The sequence below is a fragment of the Bartonella sp. DB5-6 genome, from assembly GCF_000278115.1.
GTDB lineage: Bacteria > Pseudomonadota > Alphaproteobacteria > Rhizobiales > Rhizobiaceae > Bartonella > Bartonella refiksaydamii.
Genome location: NZ_JH725119.1, coordinates 1,272 through 17,054 on the forward strand (window position 1 = coordinate 1,272; position 15,783 = coordinate 17,054).

The 15,783-nt window shown below is 39.1% G+C and carries 15 protein-coding genes and 3 pseudogenes; 14 read left to right on the forward strand and 4 right to left on the reverse strand.

The window, feature by feature from the left end:
* Positions 1-14: 14 nt before the first annotated feature.
* On the reverse strand, positions 15-215 hold the full coding sequence (locus MCO_RS05830; RefSeq protein WP_007553217.1) for an AlpA family transcriptional regulator: 201 nt from the start codon (positions 213-215) through the stop codon (positions 15-17).
* 209 nt (positions 216-424) lie between these two features.
* Positions 425-1,591 (reverse strand): annotated as a pseudogene (locus MCO_RS11225) (tyrosine-type recombinase/integrase).
* Between the two features lie 175 nt (positions 1,592-1,766).
* Between MCO_RS11225 and MCO_RS10185 the strand changes: the two are divergent.
* The 14 genes and pseudogenes from MCO_RS10185 to MCO_RS05915 all read left to right on the forward strand — a co-directional run.
* Positions 1,767-2,408 (forward strand): annotated as a pseudogene (locus MCO_RS10185) (Ppx/GppA phosphatase family protein); the annotation flags it as partial.
* 32 nt (positions 2,409-2,440) lie between these two features.
* On the forward strand, positions 2,441-3,163 hold the full coding sequence (locus MCO_RS05855; protein WP_007553223.1) for an RlmE family RNA methyltransferase: 723 nt from the start codon (positions 2,441-2,443) through the stop codon (positions 3,161-3,163).
* A 175-nt stretch (positions 3,164-3,338) separates the two neighbouring features.
* Positions 3,339-4,364 carry a GTPase ObgE gene (gene obgE, locus MCO_RS05860; protein WP_007553224.1) on the forward strand — a complete coding sequence of 342 codons (1,026 nt, stop codon included), beginning with the start codon at positions 3,339-3,341 and terminating at the stop codon, positions 4,362-4,364.
* A gap of 1 nt (position 4,365) precedes the next feature.
* A complete protein-coding gene (gene proB / locus MCO_RS05865; protein ID WP_007553225.1) occupies positions 4,366-5,505 on the forward strand; it encodes a glutamate 5-kinase in 1,140 nt (379 codons plus the stop codon).
* A gap of 48 nt (positions 5,506-5,553) precedes the next feature.
* Positions 5,554-6,810 carry a glutamate-5-semialdehyde dehydrogenase gene (locus MCO_RS05870; protein WP_007553226.1) on the forward strand — a complete coding sequence of 419 codons (1,257 nt, stop codon included), beginning with the start codon at positions 5,554-5,556 and terminating at the stop codon, positions 6,808-6,810.
* Positions 6,811-6,839: 29 nt separating this feature from the next.
* Positions 6,840-7,433: a nicotinate-nucleotide adenylyltransferase gene (locus MCO_RS05875; protein ID WP_007553227.1), complete on the forward strand. Its 594-nt coding sequence runs from the start codon at positions 6,840-6,842 to the stop codon at positions 7,431-7,433.
* A gap of 57 nt (positions 7,434-7,490) precedes the next feature.
* Complete coding sequence (gene rsfS, locus MCO_RS05880; RefSeq protein ID WP_040298996.1) at positions 7,491-7,934, forward strand: ribosome silencing factor; 444 nt, start codon at positions 7,491-7,493, stop codon at positions 7,932-7,934.
* Between the two features lies 1 nt (position 7,935).
* Positions 7,936-8,418: a 23S rRNA (pseudouridine(1915)-N(3))-methyltransferase RlmH gene (gene rlmH, locus MCO_RS05885; RefSeq protein ID WP_007553229.1), complete on the forward strand. Its 483-nt coding sequence runs from the start codon at positions 7,936-7,938 to the stop codon at positions 8,416-8,418.
* 96 nt (positions 8,419-8,514) lie between these two features.
* A pseudogene (locus tag MCO_RS05890) lies at positions 8,515-9,797 on the forward strand (murein hydrolase activator EnvC).
* Complete coding sequence (locus MCO_RS05895; protein ID WP_007553231.1) at positions 9,787-11,097, forward strand: S41 family peptidase; 1,311 nt, start codon at positions 9,787-9,789, stop codon at positions 11,095-11,097. Before MCO_RS05890 ends, MCO_RS05895 begins: the two are co-directional and overlap by 11 nt.
* Before the next feature lie 40 nt (positions 11,098-11,137).
* Positions 11,138-11,659 carry an RNA pyrophosphohydrolase gene (locus tag MCO_RS05900; protein ID WP_007553232.1) on the forward strand — a complete coding sequence of 174 codons (522 nt, stop codon included), beginning with the start codon at positions 11,138-11,140 and terminating at the stop codon, positions 11,657-11,659.
* Positions 11,660-11,770: 111 nt separating this feature from the next.
* Positions 11,771-12,331 (forward strand): invasion associated locus B family protein, encoded by a 561-nt coding sequence (locus tag MCO_RS05905; protein ID WP_007553233.1) that lies wholly within the window; start codon positions 11,771-11,773, stop codon positions 12,329-12,331.
* A gap of 212 nt (positions 12,332-12,543) precedes the next feature.
* Entirely contained in the window at positions 12,544-12,837 is a 294-nt protein-coding gene (locus MCO_RS05910; RefSeq protein ID WP_007553234.1) for a YggT family protein, read from the forward strand.
* Between the two features lie 24 nt (positions 12,838-12,861).
* Positions 12,862-13,179, forward strand: coding sequence for a DUF167 domain-containing protein (locus MCO_RS05915; RefSeq protein WP_007553235.1), 318 nt, complete (start codon positions 12,862-12,864; stop codon positions 13,177-13,179).
* A 36-nt stretch (positions 13,180-13,215) separates the two neighbouring features.
* On the opposite strand, the gene ppa is transcribed toward MCO_RS05915, so the two are convergent.
* Together ppa and typA are read right to left on the reverse strand one after the other, a co-directional pair.
* Positions 13,216-13,746 (reverse strand): inorganic diphosphatase, encoded by a 531-nt coding sequence (gene ppa / locus MCO_RS05920; RefSeq protein WP_007553236.1) that lies wholly within the window; start codon positions 13,744-13,746, stop codon positions 13,216-13,218.
* A 68-nt stretch (positions 13,747-13,814) separates the two neighbouring features.
* Positions 13,815-15,641, reverse strand: coding sequence for a translational GTPase TypA (gene typA / locus MCO_RS05925; protein ID WP_007553237.1), 1,827 nt, complete (start codon positions 15,639-15,641; stop codon positions 13,815-13,817).
* Between the last annotated feature and the right edge of the window lie 142 nt (positions 15,642-15,783).

A 15,783-nucleotide genomic window follows, 5' to 3' on the forward strand; every position in this document is an offset into this window, starting at 1 on the left:
ACAAGGTTTTCTTTTTATGCCGCGTCGTTATAACGTTTCTCTTTCGCTTGCTCGATGACATTGATAAGATCCCATTGTAACCAACGCGATAAAAAACCAAACTTTAAAGGTTTTGGCAAAGATCCATTGGTCACATGACGGCGGAATGTCGAAACACTCATATGAAGCAATTTTGCACTTTCACGGTCTGTTAAAAGAATATCATTTTCTGTCATACTAAAATCCTTTCAGTCTCAAAAAATGAAAACAAATCATAAGCATTTATTAACCATATTTTGGATGATTTTTGAAGGTATTTTATTTATATAAAACAATATTTTATCATAGTTTTTCTGATGTGATGCGTGATGAATCTTATTGAGATGATATGAGAGAACAGAGAGAGAAAGTTATCCACAGATGATGGGGTTATGCACCCCATCTGTTAAGATTGCCCCGTGACATAAGCCGCCCATTTATCCATATAGATACGGCGCTGTTCTAGATAATCAGTACGACGATAGGCACGTTCTACTTGCCCCTCGACCGTATGACTTAGAATGGTTTCAGCAACCTCATAAGGGGCATCGGTTGTTTCAGCGAGCCAAATTGCGTAAACTAGAGCGAAAACCATGGGGGAAAGCTTCAAGACCAGTACGTTGCATATATTGTGACATACAGCGTTCAGCAAGGGGACCGCGACCAGTTGCAGAAAAAAAGAAATCATTGCGAGAAAGCGAGCGCGCTTATTTTAAAATTTCTAATGCCTCTGATGATAGAGGCACGTGAAACTCTGTTGTAGCAACACGCCTTCCTTTCATATTTTCAGCAGGAATTGTCCAGATATTCTTATCAATCTGATCTTCACGAATATGACGTAAAGGGTTAGAACGAACAGCTGTAAGAATAAGCAAACGCAAAGCCAGATGTGTTATGTTTTGTGTTTTACAGAGGAACTGATAAAAGGCAGGAACATCTCTCCAATCCATAGCTGGTCTGTTCGTGATCTTATGGCGTTGTTTGCCTGAGAGAGCTTGTGCTTTTTCTGTTGCCTGTAAATCAACATCCAATCCTAAGTCAGCAGCATGTTTAAGACAAAGATTAAGACGCATCAACGCTGTTCGAGCTGTTCCAGCTTTTGTATGCCAAATGGGAGCAAGTGTGTTGTGTATCTTTGTTTGGGTAATCTCTGAAACGGGCAGACAACCTAATTTGGGCAAAATATGAAGGCGTAATGGTAAAAACCAATGTCCATCTTTACCATCATCTTTTAATTCAGCTTTACGACTTTCAAAAGCATCTAAAGCAATGTCTTTTAAATAATGGAGATTACGCATTGCCTCACACTTTTGTTTATTGCGTTCTTTAATGGGGTCACGACCCTCGTGCAAAATAGAACGCCATTGGTTTGCCAATTCACGAGCTTTTTTTAAAGAAACGTTTCGCAACGCACCCAAGCCCATTTCGCGACGCCGACCATGAATGGTATAACGATAAAGTCATTGAGCACCTCTATCTTTCGTTTATGAAGGAGCAAGCTGGCACCATCATTATATTTGCCAGCTCCCAATGTTGCGACAGCCCTTGCATTCAGCCGATTCATAAGAACCATTTTTACTCCTTTCTGCTATAGTTTTTACCCACACGCCAGCCCCGCTTGTGACGTGCAAGCAAGTGATTTTGATTGATTCAAGATAAAGAGATTTGAAATGAGAGAATCTTACGATATTCGAGACTCTCATTCAACATACAAAACAGTGAATTATCATTATAAATCAATCTATTGCACGCTTGTTGAGCCGTATACTGATGCAATTGTGTTTTTTGATATTGGAGGAGGGGCATCGGAAATTGTTCTTCTTGATGTTTCACAAAAGTGTTCTTTTCGTTTAACTGAACAGATTATGGCTTAGACTTCTCTTCACTATTGGTGTTGTTACGCTTGCTGAACGTTTTGGAAGAAATAATGTTAGTTTAGACGATTTTGAAAAAATAAAAATTACGTGCGAGGTTTTTTAAATAACTTTTCAGACCGATATAAATTAGGAGCTTTAGCGTAAAGTTCAAAATTCCATCTTTTGGGAACCTCTGGCACGATTACGACTTTAGCAGGAATGTACCTTAATTTAGAGCGTTATGATCGAAGAGGCATTGATGGCATTTGGATGAATGATGCAAATATTACTCTTATGATGAAACGTTTATTGTCATGGGACATAAAAAAACGAGTAAGCAATCCTTGTATTGGGCGATGAAGAGCAGATTTAGTGTTAGCAGGATGTGTAATTCTAGATGTTATTCGAGAAGTTTGGCCAAGTAAACGATTAAAAGTTGCTGATCATGGATTGAGAGAAGAAATTTTGATAGAGCTGATGTTGCGCGATGGTGTATGGTATCGTCATAGGAAAGAAAGAGATATCAAGCGTTAGCAGTTATCGGAATATGGAGATAATGAACAACTATGAAAAAAACGACAAAAACATCGACGGGTGGATATGGTGGTTCAGGATCGCATGAATTATACCAACGCGTGAAGAAAAAGGCAGGAACTATTAAGGCATCATCACGGCGATGGTTAGAGAGGCATTTGAATGATCCATATGTCCATCAGTCGAAAATAGATGGTTATCGTTCGCGTGCTGCCTATAAACTGATCGAAATTAATGAGCGCTATAAATTTCTCAAAAAAGGTCAAAAGGTTATTGATTTGGGAGCGGCGCCTGGGGGATGGTGTCAGGTGGCTGGGCGTCTAGTAGGATCAAGTAATGAAAAGCCTAGCGTGGTTGGCATTGATTATTTGCCTGTTGATCCGTTGCCTGGGGTTGTGACGCTGGAAATAGATTTTTTGCATGCAGATGCGCCACAGAAATTAATTGATGCTTTAGGGGTGAAGCCGGATGTAGTACTGTCTGATATGGCTGCCCCAACAACAGGACATCGCCGGACAGATCATTTAAGGACGGTTCATTTATGTGAAGTTGCTGCTGATTTTGCTCTTTCAGTCCTCAAACCTAGAGGGCATTTTTTAGCAAAAGCTTTTCAAGGTGGGACAGAAAACACCCTGCTCACGACATTGAAACAGAATTTCAAAACAGTTTATCACGTTAAACCTCCCTCAAGTCGAGCAGAATCAGTAGAGCTGTATCTTTTGGCACTGGAATTTAAGGGAAAAACAAAAGGATAACGATAGTTTCTTTTTTCCGAAGGCTTAAGCTTACTGACATATTTAAATGTAAGGATATTCTCAAACAGTTGTCAGTGATATTATTTGTAGTTTTTCTTTTGTAAATAATGAAAAACTGGTAAAATTATTGCATTGCCTGTAGAGGTAAGGATTGATTCCTCAGTGAGCGTTTCTAATGAAATTTCTTGATCAAGCTAAAGTTTACATTCGTTCTGGTAATGGAGGTGCAGGGGCAGTATCATTTCGTCGTGAAAAATTCGTTGAATTTGGAGGACCTGATGGGGGAAATGGAGGGCGTGGTGGTGATGTTTGGGTGCTTGTTATTGATGGACTCAATACGCTGATCGATTATCGTTATCAGCAGCATTTTAGAGCAAAAACAGGGGGGCATGGTAAGGGGCGTAATATGACGGGTGAAAAGGGTGATGATGTCATCCTTAAAGTACCGGTTGGGACGCAAATTTTTGAAGAAGATAATGCGACGTTAATCTGTGATTTAACGAAGGTTGGACAGCGTTATCGTCTTGCAAAAGGAGGAAATGGCGGTTTTGGAAATCTTCATTTTACAACGTCTACGAATCGGGCACCTCGCCGTGCAAATCCCGGTTTAGCTGGAGAAGAGCGAACATTGTGGCTTCGTTTGAAGTTAATTGCTGATGCGGGGCTTATTGGTTTGCCAAATGCTGGAAAGTCAACTTTTTTAGCGTCAGTAACGGCTGCAAAACCAAAAGTTGCAGATTATCCTTTTACTACTCTTCATCCTCATCTTGGTGTTGCACGCATTGATGCCCGTGAATTTGTTTTGGCTGATATTCCTGGTTTAATTGAAGGAGCACATGAAGGTGTGGGGATTGGGGACCGTTTTTTAGGACATGTAGAACGTTGTCGTGTTTTGTTTCATTTGATCTCTGCTCGAGAAGAAGATGTGGCAAAAGCATACCAAGTTGTGCGTAATGAATTAGAAGCATACGGAAACAATTTGAGTGATAAAACTGAAATTGTAGCTTTGAGTCAGATAGATACTCTTACTATTGAAGAGCGTAAAGCCAAACAAGAACTTTTGCAAAGAGTAACGGATAAATCTGTAATGATGTTTTCTGCGGTCAGTCGTGAAGGTTTAGAAAATGTGCTACGTGCTGGGGCACATATTATTGAAATGGCACGTAAAGAGGATGCTGGCAACGATATCAAGGTTGATTAAGATGACAGTTAGATTGCAAAAGCTTGCACATTATAAACGTATTGTAGTTAAAGTTGGATCTGCACTCTTGGTTGATCCTCAGACAGGTTTACGCGCTGAATGGCTTAAAAGTTTGATAAGTGATGTTGCTAAGTTGCGCCAAAAAGGTGTGGAGGTTTTATTAGTATCTTCAGGTGCTATTGCTTTGGGAAGGACATTGCTGCTCTCTCCTAAGAGAGCTTTGAAATTAGAAGAAAGTCAAGCATGTGCTGCTTTAGGGCAAATTGAATTAGCAAAAACATATAGAGATGCGCTTGCTCAATATGGATTAAAAACAGGGCAAATTTTGCTCACTCTCTTCGATACAGAAGAGCGACGACGTTATCTTAATGTACGTGCTACGATTAATGTGCTTTTACGTTTTGGAGCGGTGCCTGTTATCAATGAAAATGATACTGTTGCAACAAGCGAAATTCGCTATGGTGATAATGATCGTTTAGCGGCACGTGTAGCGACGATGATGAGTTCAGATCTTTTAATACTTTTATCAGATATTGATGGTCTGTATACGAAATCTCCTCGTCATGATCCGACAGCTGAATTTATACCCTTTATTGCATCAATCACGAGTGATATAGAAAAAATGGCTGATGTTGCTGCTTCAGAGTTTTCTCGTGGAGGAATGAAAACCAAGCTTGATGCTGGGAAAATAGCAAATTCTGCTGGAACGGCGATGGTTATTACTTCAGGTAAACGTATGAATCCTCTTGCAGCAATTGATAGAGGAGAGCGTAGAAGTTTTTTTGTTGCCAGTGAAAAGCCCGTTAATGCTTGGAAAACATGGATTTCTGGTCATTTAGATCCGTCAGGCATTTTGACAATTGATCAGGGAGCGGTTAAAGCACTTGAAGCTGGAAAATCATTATTAGCTGCAGGAGTTGTTGCGGTTGAAGGGAGATTTCATCGTGGAGATACGGTTGCAATTGTTGATGCAAATGGAATTGAAATCGCTCGTGGACTTGTGAATTATGGCAAGGATGAAGCTGTACGCATTATGGGGTGTAAAAGCGAAGAAATTGAAACTATCCTTGGATATGAGGCACGCTCTGCTATGGTGCATCGTAATGATATGGTTTTACGCTGCTTGACCGATTCTGCTTAAAAAAGTTATCTTTTACTTATTTATTGTTTTAGTAGAGTGGACAATACTATGGCTTTAGAAGAACAAATGAAGAGCATGGGGCAAAAAGCACGCCATGCTGCCACTACATTGGCGGTTATGTCTTCTGAACAAAAGAACAGAGCATTAGAAATGATAGCTTTAAATCTAGAGGTTCAGTCAGCTGAAATCTTACGGGCTAATCGTCAAGATTTAACGAATGCTGCTCGGAATAATTTGAAGGCATCAATGGTTGATAGGCTCAAGTTAGATGAGTTGCGTTTGCGTGCAATCATAGACAGTGTTCGCCAAATTGCTTATTTACCTGATCCTGTTGGACAAGTTATGAGTGAGTGGATACGTCCAAATGGGCTCCATATTAGTCGTGTCCGTACACCTCTTGGTGTGATTGGCATTATTTATGAGAGTCGGCCAAATGTTACAATTGATGCAAGCGTTTTATGTTTGAAAGCAGGAAATGCTGCAATTTTGCGTGGTGGTTCAGATAGTTTTCATTCTTCCCATGCACTTCATTCGGCATTAGTAAGAGGATTGGAGGAAGCTGGTTTCCCTAAAGATGCCATTCAAATGGTTGAGACGACAGATCGTGGTGCTGTTGGAGAAATGCTCAAGGGACTGGACGGTATGATTGATGTTATTATCCCCCGTGGTGGGAAAAGCCTTGTTGCACGCGTTCAGTCCGATGCACGTGTTCCGACTTTTGCGCATTTAGAGGGGCTCTGTCATATTTATATTGATCAGTCGGCAGATTTAGATATGGCTCGTAACATTGTTTTAAATGCAAAATTGCGGCGGACAGGTATATGTGGTGCTGTTGAGACAGTTCTCATTGACCGCCACGCATTAAGAAAGTTTCTTCCTGTTCTGACTGCTTTACAGGAGAAGGGATGTGAAATTCGCGCAACAGAGGATATTGTTTTTCTTATGCCAGATGCCAAATTAGCCTCCGAAGAGGATTGGTCATACGAATATCTTGATGCAATTCTTTCTGTTAAAACAGTAGAAGGTATTGAGGGAGCTATTGCGCACATTCAGCGTTATTCATCGGGACATACGGAATCAATTATTGCTGAGGATATGAGGGTGGTAAAGGACTTTTTTAATCGTTTAGATTCGGCCATTTTGCTTCATAACGCATCTACACAATTTGCTGATGGAGGTGAGTTTGGTTTTGGGGCGGAAATTGGTATTGCAACAGGAAAAATGCATGCGCGTGGTCCCATAGGTGTTGAACAGTTGACATCATTTCAGTATCATGTTAAAGGAAGCGGACAGGTTAGGTATTGAAAAATCAAATTTTTCCTTGGAAAGATCGCATGCCACATGTTGAAAGATCCAATATTGTGGGTCTTTTTGGTGGGTCTTTTAATCCACCGCATGCGGGGCATCTTCTTGTGGCGAAAATTGCAATTCGACGTTTATGTCTTGACCAATTATGGTGGATGGTAACACCGAGAAATCCCTTAAAAGATTGTACAAATTTACCATCTTTAGAAGAGAGAATGCGATTAAGTGTTGAACTCATTGATCATCCGAATATTCGCGTAACGGGTTTTGAAAAGACTATAGGGAGTAAAGCATCAGTAGATACGGTTTCTCATATTCTTGCGCGTTGCCGAGGGGTGCGTTTTGTGTGGGTTATGGGTGCGGATAGTTTTGCATCAATTCATCGCTGGTATCGATGGCATGATGTTGTATCTATGCTTCCTATTGCGATTATTGATCGTCCTTTTGTGCATATGTCAGCACTCACTTCGCCTATGGCTCATGTTTACCGTTCTTTTCGTTTAGACGAGAGAGAAAGTATACGGTTACCTTTTATGAAACCACCAGCTTGGACTTATTTACATGGACCTTTATCTTTTCAGTCTTCAACGAGTCTTCGTTTAAAGGAGAATGATTTTTCTTGAACACTTTATAAGATTCTGCTCCTTTTTAGGAGGAGGTTCCCTTTTTCTATGTTCCAAATGATAAGAAAGGATATTGGTCTGGAAAACATTTCACAAAAACACTCTTACAGTATGACATCTTCGGCAGACAAAAAAATCTTTTCTGTTGCTGATGCTCTTAAAATTATTCTCAAAAGTTTAGAGGATACAAAGGCAGAAGACATCATCTCCATTGATATTCATGACAGATCGTTCTTAGCTGATTACATGGTCATAGCTTCAGCACATTCACAACGTCATGTATCTGCTGTTGCTGACCATTTGTTATGCGCTTGGAAAGAAAATGGGTACGGTTTTGCAAGTGTAGAAGGGCTAGCGGGAGGTGATTGGGTATTGATTGATACAGGTGATATTATTGTTCATCTTTTTCGTCCGGAAATTCGTCTTTTTTACAATTTAGAAAAAATGTGGCTTTTACCAGAGTTAAAAAATATAAAATCGGTTCTTTTGGGAGATCATTAGCATGCAAATTTCTATTTTTGCTGTTGGTCGCATGAAGAAAGGAGCAGAGTACAAATTGGTTGATCATTATTTGGATCGTTTTTCTAAAAGTTCTGGAGCTGTAGGATTTCATTTTAAAAAACTACAGGAGATATCAGAAAGCCGTGCACAAACAGCACGTCAGCGCATGGAAGAAGAGGGAAGAAAGCTTATCGAGTTTTTGCCTGAAAAGTGTCGATTAATTGTGTTGGATGAGCGTGGAGAGTCGATTTCATCATCTGCTTTTGCTAAAAAATTGAGGTTTTATCGTGACGAAGGTATTCGTGATCTTATAATTGCTTTGGGAGGACCTGATGGGCATAATGAACAGATAAGAAATCGTGCTGATTTTCTTTTGTCTTTTGGTTTTATGACATGGCCGCATCAAATTGCGCGCATACTTCTTACAGAACAGCTTTATCGTGTTGTAACAATTGCGAACAATCACCCGTATCATCGTTTTTAACATTTTTGTGCAATTTTTAGCACTTATTTGTGTATTTGTTAATATTGTTTTAGCGGGCATCATTTAAAACATCACTAATTTATGTGATGATGCTTAATGGTTAGGCAAATGAAGAAGCTTCTTCATAAAAAAAGACAATGTTTATATGAGGAATGCGTTATATTTGTGGTGCTGTTCTTGAGTATATTTTTTTGCTTTTCTGTATTGCATGCTGAAGATACAGTAAGCAGTGTAGAAGCAGCACGTAAAGCGTTGGCAGAAATTCGCCAAAATATTTCGCTCTCACGTGAGCGTGTTGCTTCTCTTACACGTCAAGTTGAGCGTTTAAAAAAAGATCAACGTGCTTTAAGTGAAGCACTCATAAAAGCTGCTAAAGCAGAACGTGTAGCAGCAAATGATATTGCTGAAAGGGAGCAAAAGCTTAAAAAAATGATAAGGAAACAGGCACAAGTTTATCAAAGTTTAAAAAGACATCGCGCTGAATTTGCAGAAGTTCTTGCACTCTTAGAACGTATGGGGTTGAACCCTCCTCCTGCTCTTATGGTGCGGACTGAGGACGTGTTAGCTTCTGTTCGTAGTTCTGTTTTATTAGGGGCTGCTGTATCTCAAATGCAAGAAAAAACACAGGCTTTAACAAAAATCCTCAAGGAATTGACTCATTTGCGCCATTCAATTGCTACGGAATATACTGCACTAAAGGCTAAAATGCAAAATCAAGCAGAGCAGCAAAAGCGTTTAGAGCTTTTATTAGATGAAAAAGCCAAATTACAAAAAAAATCAGAAGAAGAACTTACAGAGCAGCAACAAAAAAACATTATTCTCGCTAAAAAAGCTCAGTCTTTGGAGGAATTGATTTTAGAGCTTGATCGTCAATCAAAACTTAGTTCTGATGTTTCAGTACAGGTACAGAAAAATTTACAATTGTTAGAGCAAGCCAATTTTGAAAGCCGAAAAGGTTCTTTACTTGTTCCTGTTTCGGGAAAAAGAATTCAACACATGAATAATAGTTCGCAAATTACACGCTTTGGTGAAATGATTGAAACAGAAGCAGCGGCTGTTGTTATATCACCTGCTGATGCTCTTGTTGCTTTTGCTGGACCATTTCGTTCTTATGGACAGTTAATCATTCTTAATGTTGGAAATGGTTATCATATCGTTCTTATCGGGATGTCGAGAATCAACGTCACTCAGGGACAGTTTGTTCTTGCAGGTGAACCTCTTGGAACGATGGGGATGCAATTTATTGCGAACAGTATTGCATTGGATATAGGCAAAACGACTCCAATGCTTTACATTGAGTTTAGAAAGCAGGGGAAGCCTGTAAATCCAACTCCTTGGTGGCAGACTGAAAAATAAGAAGGAACCAAAATGATTCGTAAAATTATTCTTTTAGTCGCTGGGGTATTGCTCGGCGCCAGTTCAATGATTATGGTGCAGTCCGTGGCTGCCAATAATGAAGGTGATACGTATAAAGAGCTAGCCATATTTGGCGATATCTTTGAACGAGTACGTATGCAATACGTGACGGTTCCAGATGATAAAAAGCTTATTGAAAATGCTATCAATGGGATGCTCACATCGCTTGATCCTCACTCATCTTATATGAATGCGCAAGAAGCCAAGGAAATGCGGGACTCTACAAAAGGAGAATTCGGAGGGCTTGGTATTGAAGTGACTATGGAGAAAAATTTGATTAAAGTTGTTTCTCCAATGGATGATACACCTGCTTCAAAGGCAGGTATTTTAGCAGGGGATCTTATTTCAAAAATTGATGGTATACAGACGAATGGTCAAACATTGAATGAAGCTGTTAATAAGATGCGAGGTGCTCCTGGAACACCAATTATATTGACAATTATTCGTTCTGGTGTTGATAAACCGCTCGAAATTAAGGTTGTTCGTGATATCATTAAAGTAAAAGCAGTGAAATATCGCGTTGAGAGTGATATTGGGTATTTAAGACTCATTCAATTTTCTGAGCAGACTTTTGGCAATCTTCAGGCTGCAATTAAAGATATTCAGTCTCAAATTCCTCAAGATAAGTTGAAGGGGTATGTTCTTGATTTGCGACTTAATCCTGGTGGTCTTTTAGACCAAGCGGTTAGTGTTTCGAGCGCTTTTCTCAATAAAGGTGAGATTGTATCGACCCGCGGACGTAAAAAAAGTGATGTGACAAGATTTGATGCCAAGCCAGGGGATATCATTAATGAAAAGCCCCTTATTGTACTCATTAATGGTGGTTCTGCAAGTGCTTCTGAAATTGTTGCAGGTGCATTACAAGATCATCGTCGTGCTACAATTTTAGGTACGCAATCTTTTGGTAAGGGATCTGTTCAAACGATCATTCCTTTGGGTGAAAATGGTGCTTTACGCTTAACAACAGCACTCTATTACACGCCGTCTGGTACTTCAATTCAAGGAACTGGGATTACACCTGATATTATTGTAGAGCAGCCTCTACCTGAAAAATATAAAGGCTATGATGTAAAAATTGGTGAATCTGCATTAAAAGGGCATATCAAAGGGAAGCGAGAAAACAATAAAGGGTCTGGCTCGGCTGCTTTTGTTCCGCAAGACCCTAAGGATGATGTTCAATTACGCGAGGCTTATAAGCTGTTACGCGGTGAAATGGCACATGCAGCATTTCCACCGGATCCCAATAAGGATATTTTAAAGTGAGAAAGGATGTGTGCAGCTTATGTTTTTGGTGGACAATTGAATGGATGCGGTGGTTAATTTGAAAACTCTTCCTTATCGGAAATGTGTTGGAATTGTTGTATTTAATCATGCTGGTAAAGTTTGGGTTGGGCGCCGTTTAATGACGTCCGTTCGTGCTGATACTGAAATGTCTCATCGTTGGCAGCTCCCTCAAGGAGGAATCGATGAAAACGAGGAGCCATTAGAAGCAGCATGCCGTGAACTTTATGAAGAAACAGGTATTCGATCTGTAAAATTGATTAAAGAAGCACAAAGTTGGCTGCATTATGATTTTCCACAGGAACTTGTTGGGTGTACATTAAGTAATAAATATCGTGGACAAATACAAAAATGGTTTGCTTTTCAGTTTACAGGAGATTTTTCTGAAATCGTCATTAATCCCCCGCCAGATGGTAATAAGGCGGAATTCGATCAGTGGAAATGGGTTGATCTGGAAACCCTTCCTTCAATTGTTATTTCTTTCAAAAAGCGTGTTTATATGAAAGTGGTCAATGAATTTCGAGGTAGCCTTAAACGATTATAAAAGCTATATAGCTATAGAAAGCTCTTTTTTTATTAAGATGCTTTATATTATGTATAGTCACTAAAAGATAATAAACGTGTTTTTCTTTTATGTAAAAAACTGGAATATAAGATGAAAAAGTTATTTAATTTACTTATAGTTTTTACTCTCTTGAGTATTTCTTCTGTAGCATTTGCTTCAAGTTCAAAGTCTGCTGAAACAAAAGGTGCAGCAGCTACATTGCCAAATGGTGCTTCTTCTTTAACTGAAACATACGGCTTGTGGACCATTAACTGTGGTATACAAGAGGGAAAAAAAGTCTGTTTTATGCACCGTCAAGAGGTGAATGATCAAGGCCGTGTCGTTGTGGCTATGAATGTTATTCTCAATACTGATGGTGTTGTATCTGGTAATTTAACGGTTCCTTTTGGCATTTTGGTCTCTAAACCTGTTCGTTTACAAGTTGATGAGGGGAAGGCTGTTATTGAAACCGGTATTCGGACTTGTGTACCAGCTGGTTGCATTGTGCCAATAGTTTTTGACAAAAATCATGTAGCGGCTTTACGTGCTGGAAAGCATTTGAAGTTGGCTATGACAATTGCTGCTCCAGGAGAACCACCTTTGAATGATTTGTTCGTTCAGTTGAATGGTTTTAGCAATGCTCTTAACCGTTTAACCGCTTTGCAAAAATAATCTAACAATACAATAAAGGCGGCCTTTAAAGGCCGTTTTTAATTTAAGCGTTTTTTTGTCGCATATTTACAGTTAAAATGACAAGATTATTATATAAGGGACATTCAGAGTTTTTTAGATTCTCAGATTATTCGTTGTCGCTTCTGTTTTGGATGGCTATTTTATTCCGATTATACGATCTTTTGTTTCTTTAATTGAAAAAGGGATAAAGCGTGGTTTATATATTGTTTAAAGTGATTGATTTCGTTTTCAATATTTATATTGATATTTTAATCGCAAGTGTCATTTTTTCTTGGCTTTATGTATTTAATATCATAAATGCGCGCAATCGCTTTGTTGTTTTGATAAGAAGCTTTCTATATCACCTTACGGAGCCAGTTCTCAGTCGTATTCGGCAAATTTTGCCAAATCTCGGAGCAATTGATATTTCGCCTGTTGTAGTTTTCATCATTATTTATTTTATTCGTACATTTATGTGGCGCGTTTATGCAAATATGTATCTATAGAAATCTCGTATGAGACGTATGAAAATGTTTCATAAATTTGATACGAATGGTTTGAGTTTATTTGTATATCTCATTCCCAAAGCTTCTGTTGATCGAATTATGGGGATTGAAAGCAGGAATAATGGAAAGCAATATTTGGTTGTACGCCTTCGTGCTGTTCCTGAAGATGGAAAGGCAAATAAAGCCCTCATTAAGTTTTTAGCGAAGCAATGGAAAATTCCATCTTCTTGTATTTCTCTGAAAAGTGGCACAACATCTCGCTACAAACAGCTTCACTTTTCAACATACTTGGAAGAGCTAAAGCAAATATGGCAATCTTTAGAAGAACATACCTCAAAGTAAAAGCCCATTTAAAATAGGCTTTATTTTTTGAAAGAATTATATTTCCTTATTGCGCTCAATAGCTTGCATAATTAGTTCATGTGCAAAACTTTTATCACGCCATCCTTCAATTTTGACCCATTTTCCAGGTTCAAGGTCTTTGTAATGTTCGAAGAAATGCTCAACTTGCTTTAGTGTAATTTCAGGAAGATCTGTATAGTCATGAATATTAATATAGCGTTTTGTTAATGTTGGAGTAGGGACAGCAATAATTTTTTCGTCTTTACCACCGTCATCTTCCATAATTAGAGCACCGATAGGGCGAACGTTAATAACACAACCCGGAATAAGTGGACGGGTATTACAGATAAGAACATCAATGGGATCACCATCATCTGAAAGAGTATGTGGAATAAAACCATAATTTCCAGGATAAACCATTGATGTATGAAGAAAACGATCAACAAACAACGCTTCCGATTTTTTGTCCATTTCATATTTTATTGGTTGACCACCAAGAGAGACTTCTACAATGACATTGATATCTTCTGGTGGATTTTTACCAACGGGGATTTCTTTAATATTCATGTAAATATCCTTTCTGGAGTGTGATGAAGTTAGGTACAATAAAATACTCGATTGAGGGCGCCACAAAATTAGCTTGAAGTTGATACACGCGTTTTTTCAAAACGTTTGCGTTCATTGGGGTCTAGATAGAGTTTGCGTAGACGAATATTTTTAGGAGTCACTTCTACTAGTTCATCATCTTGTATCCACGATAGGGCGCGTTCTAATGTCATTTTAAGTGGAGGGGTTAGTTTTACGGCTTCATCTTTTCCAGAAGCACGCATATTGGTTAGTTTTTTTCCTTTTAAAACATTCACTTCTAAGTCATTATCACGTGAATGTATACCAATAATCATACCTTGATAGACTTTAACGCCAGCATCAATGATCATGGGGCCACGGTCTTCGAGATTAAAAAGAGCATAAGCGACAGATTCACCGCTATCATTTGAGATCATAACACCATTCACACGTCCACTAATATCTCCTTTATAAGGTTCATAGGCGTGGAAGAGACGATTCATAATTGCTGTGCCACGTGTATCCGTCAAAAGCTCTGATTGGTAGCCAATAAGACCTCGCGTTGGTGCGTAAAAGACAAGGCGGACACGATTACCTCCAGAAGGACGCAGCTCAACCATTTCACCTTTACGTTCAGACATTTTTTGCACGACAGTTCCAGAATATTCCTCATCAACATCTATAACAACTTCTTCGATTGGTTCAAGAGTTGTTCCATTTTCATCCTTTTGCATAACTACACGTGGACGTGAAACACTAAGTTCAAATCCTTCACGGCGCATATTTTCAATGAGAACTGCAAGTTGCAATTCCCCTCGTCCTGAAACGTAGAAAGAATCTTTATCGGCTGATTCTTCAATTTTAAGGGCTACATTACCTTCTGCTTCTTTTACCAAACGATCACGAATTACACGACTTGTTACTTTATCGCCTTCAGTTCCTGCAAGGGGGCTATCATTGACAAGAAAACTCATGGTAACAGTGGGAGGGTCAATTGGTTGAGCGGTGAGAGGTTCATTGACAGCAGGATCACAGAAAGTATCAGCAACAGTACCTTTCTGTAGACCTGCAATTGCTATAATATCACCAGCAATACTTTCTTCAATGGGTTGCCGTTCTAGTCCACGAAATGCCAAAATTTTTGAAATACGTCCAGTTTCTAAAAGTTTTCCATCTTGTCCAAGAACTTTGATACTTTGATTAGATTTTATAGAGCCCGAATGAATACGTCCAGTAATAATTCGTCCCAAAAATGGATCTGCTTCAAGAATAGTTCCGATCATACGAAATGGTCCCTCTGCTACACTAGGAGAAGGGACATGGCGAATTACAAGATCAAATAGAGGACTTAGTCCTTTATCTTTTGGCCCCTCAGGGGATTCAGCCATCCATCCATTACGGCCTGATCCATAAAGAATGGGAAAATCAAGCTGTTCATCGGTTGCATCAAGAGCTGCAAAAAGGTCAAAAACTTCATTGATAACTTCATCAGCACGCGCATCAGCTCGGTCAATCTTATTGATAGCAACAATTGGGCGTAATCCTACTTTTAAAGCTTTACCAACGACAAATTTTGTTTGCGGCATAGGCCCTTCAGCTGCATCAACAAGCACAATTGCTCCATCGACCATATGCAAAATACGTTCAACTTCTCCACCAAAATCGGCGTGACCCGGTGTATCAACAATGTTAATTCGGGTATCTTGCCAAACAACGGACGTTACTTTTGCTAGAATTGTAATTCCGCGTTCTTTTTCAATGTCGTTTGAATCCATCATACGCTCACTGGTACGCTGGTTATCGCGAAAGTTCCCTGATTGCTTAAGAAGCTCGTCTACGAGTGTTGTTTTGCCATGATCAACGTGGGCAATGATGGCGATATTACGCAATTGCATAAATTTTCTTCTTTTCTTTAATGAGATTTCATTTGAGGTAACGCCTCTACGGTCTTTACCTTACTACTAAAAAATCTTTTACATGTTTTTTTATAATTTTGGAAGAGGGGTATGAGGAAGAATTAAATCAATGTCTTATTTT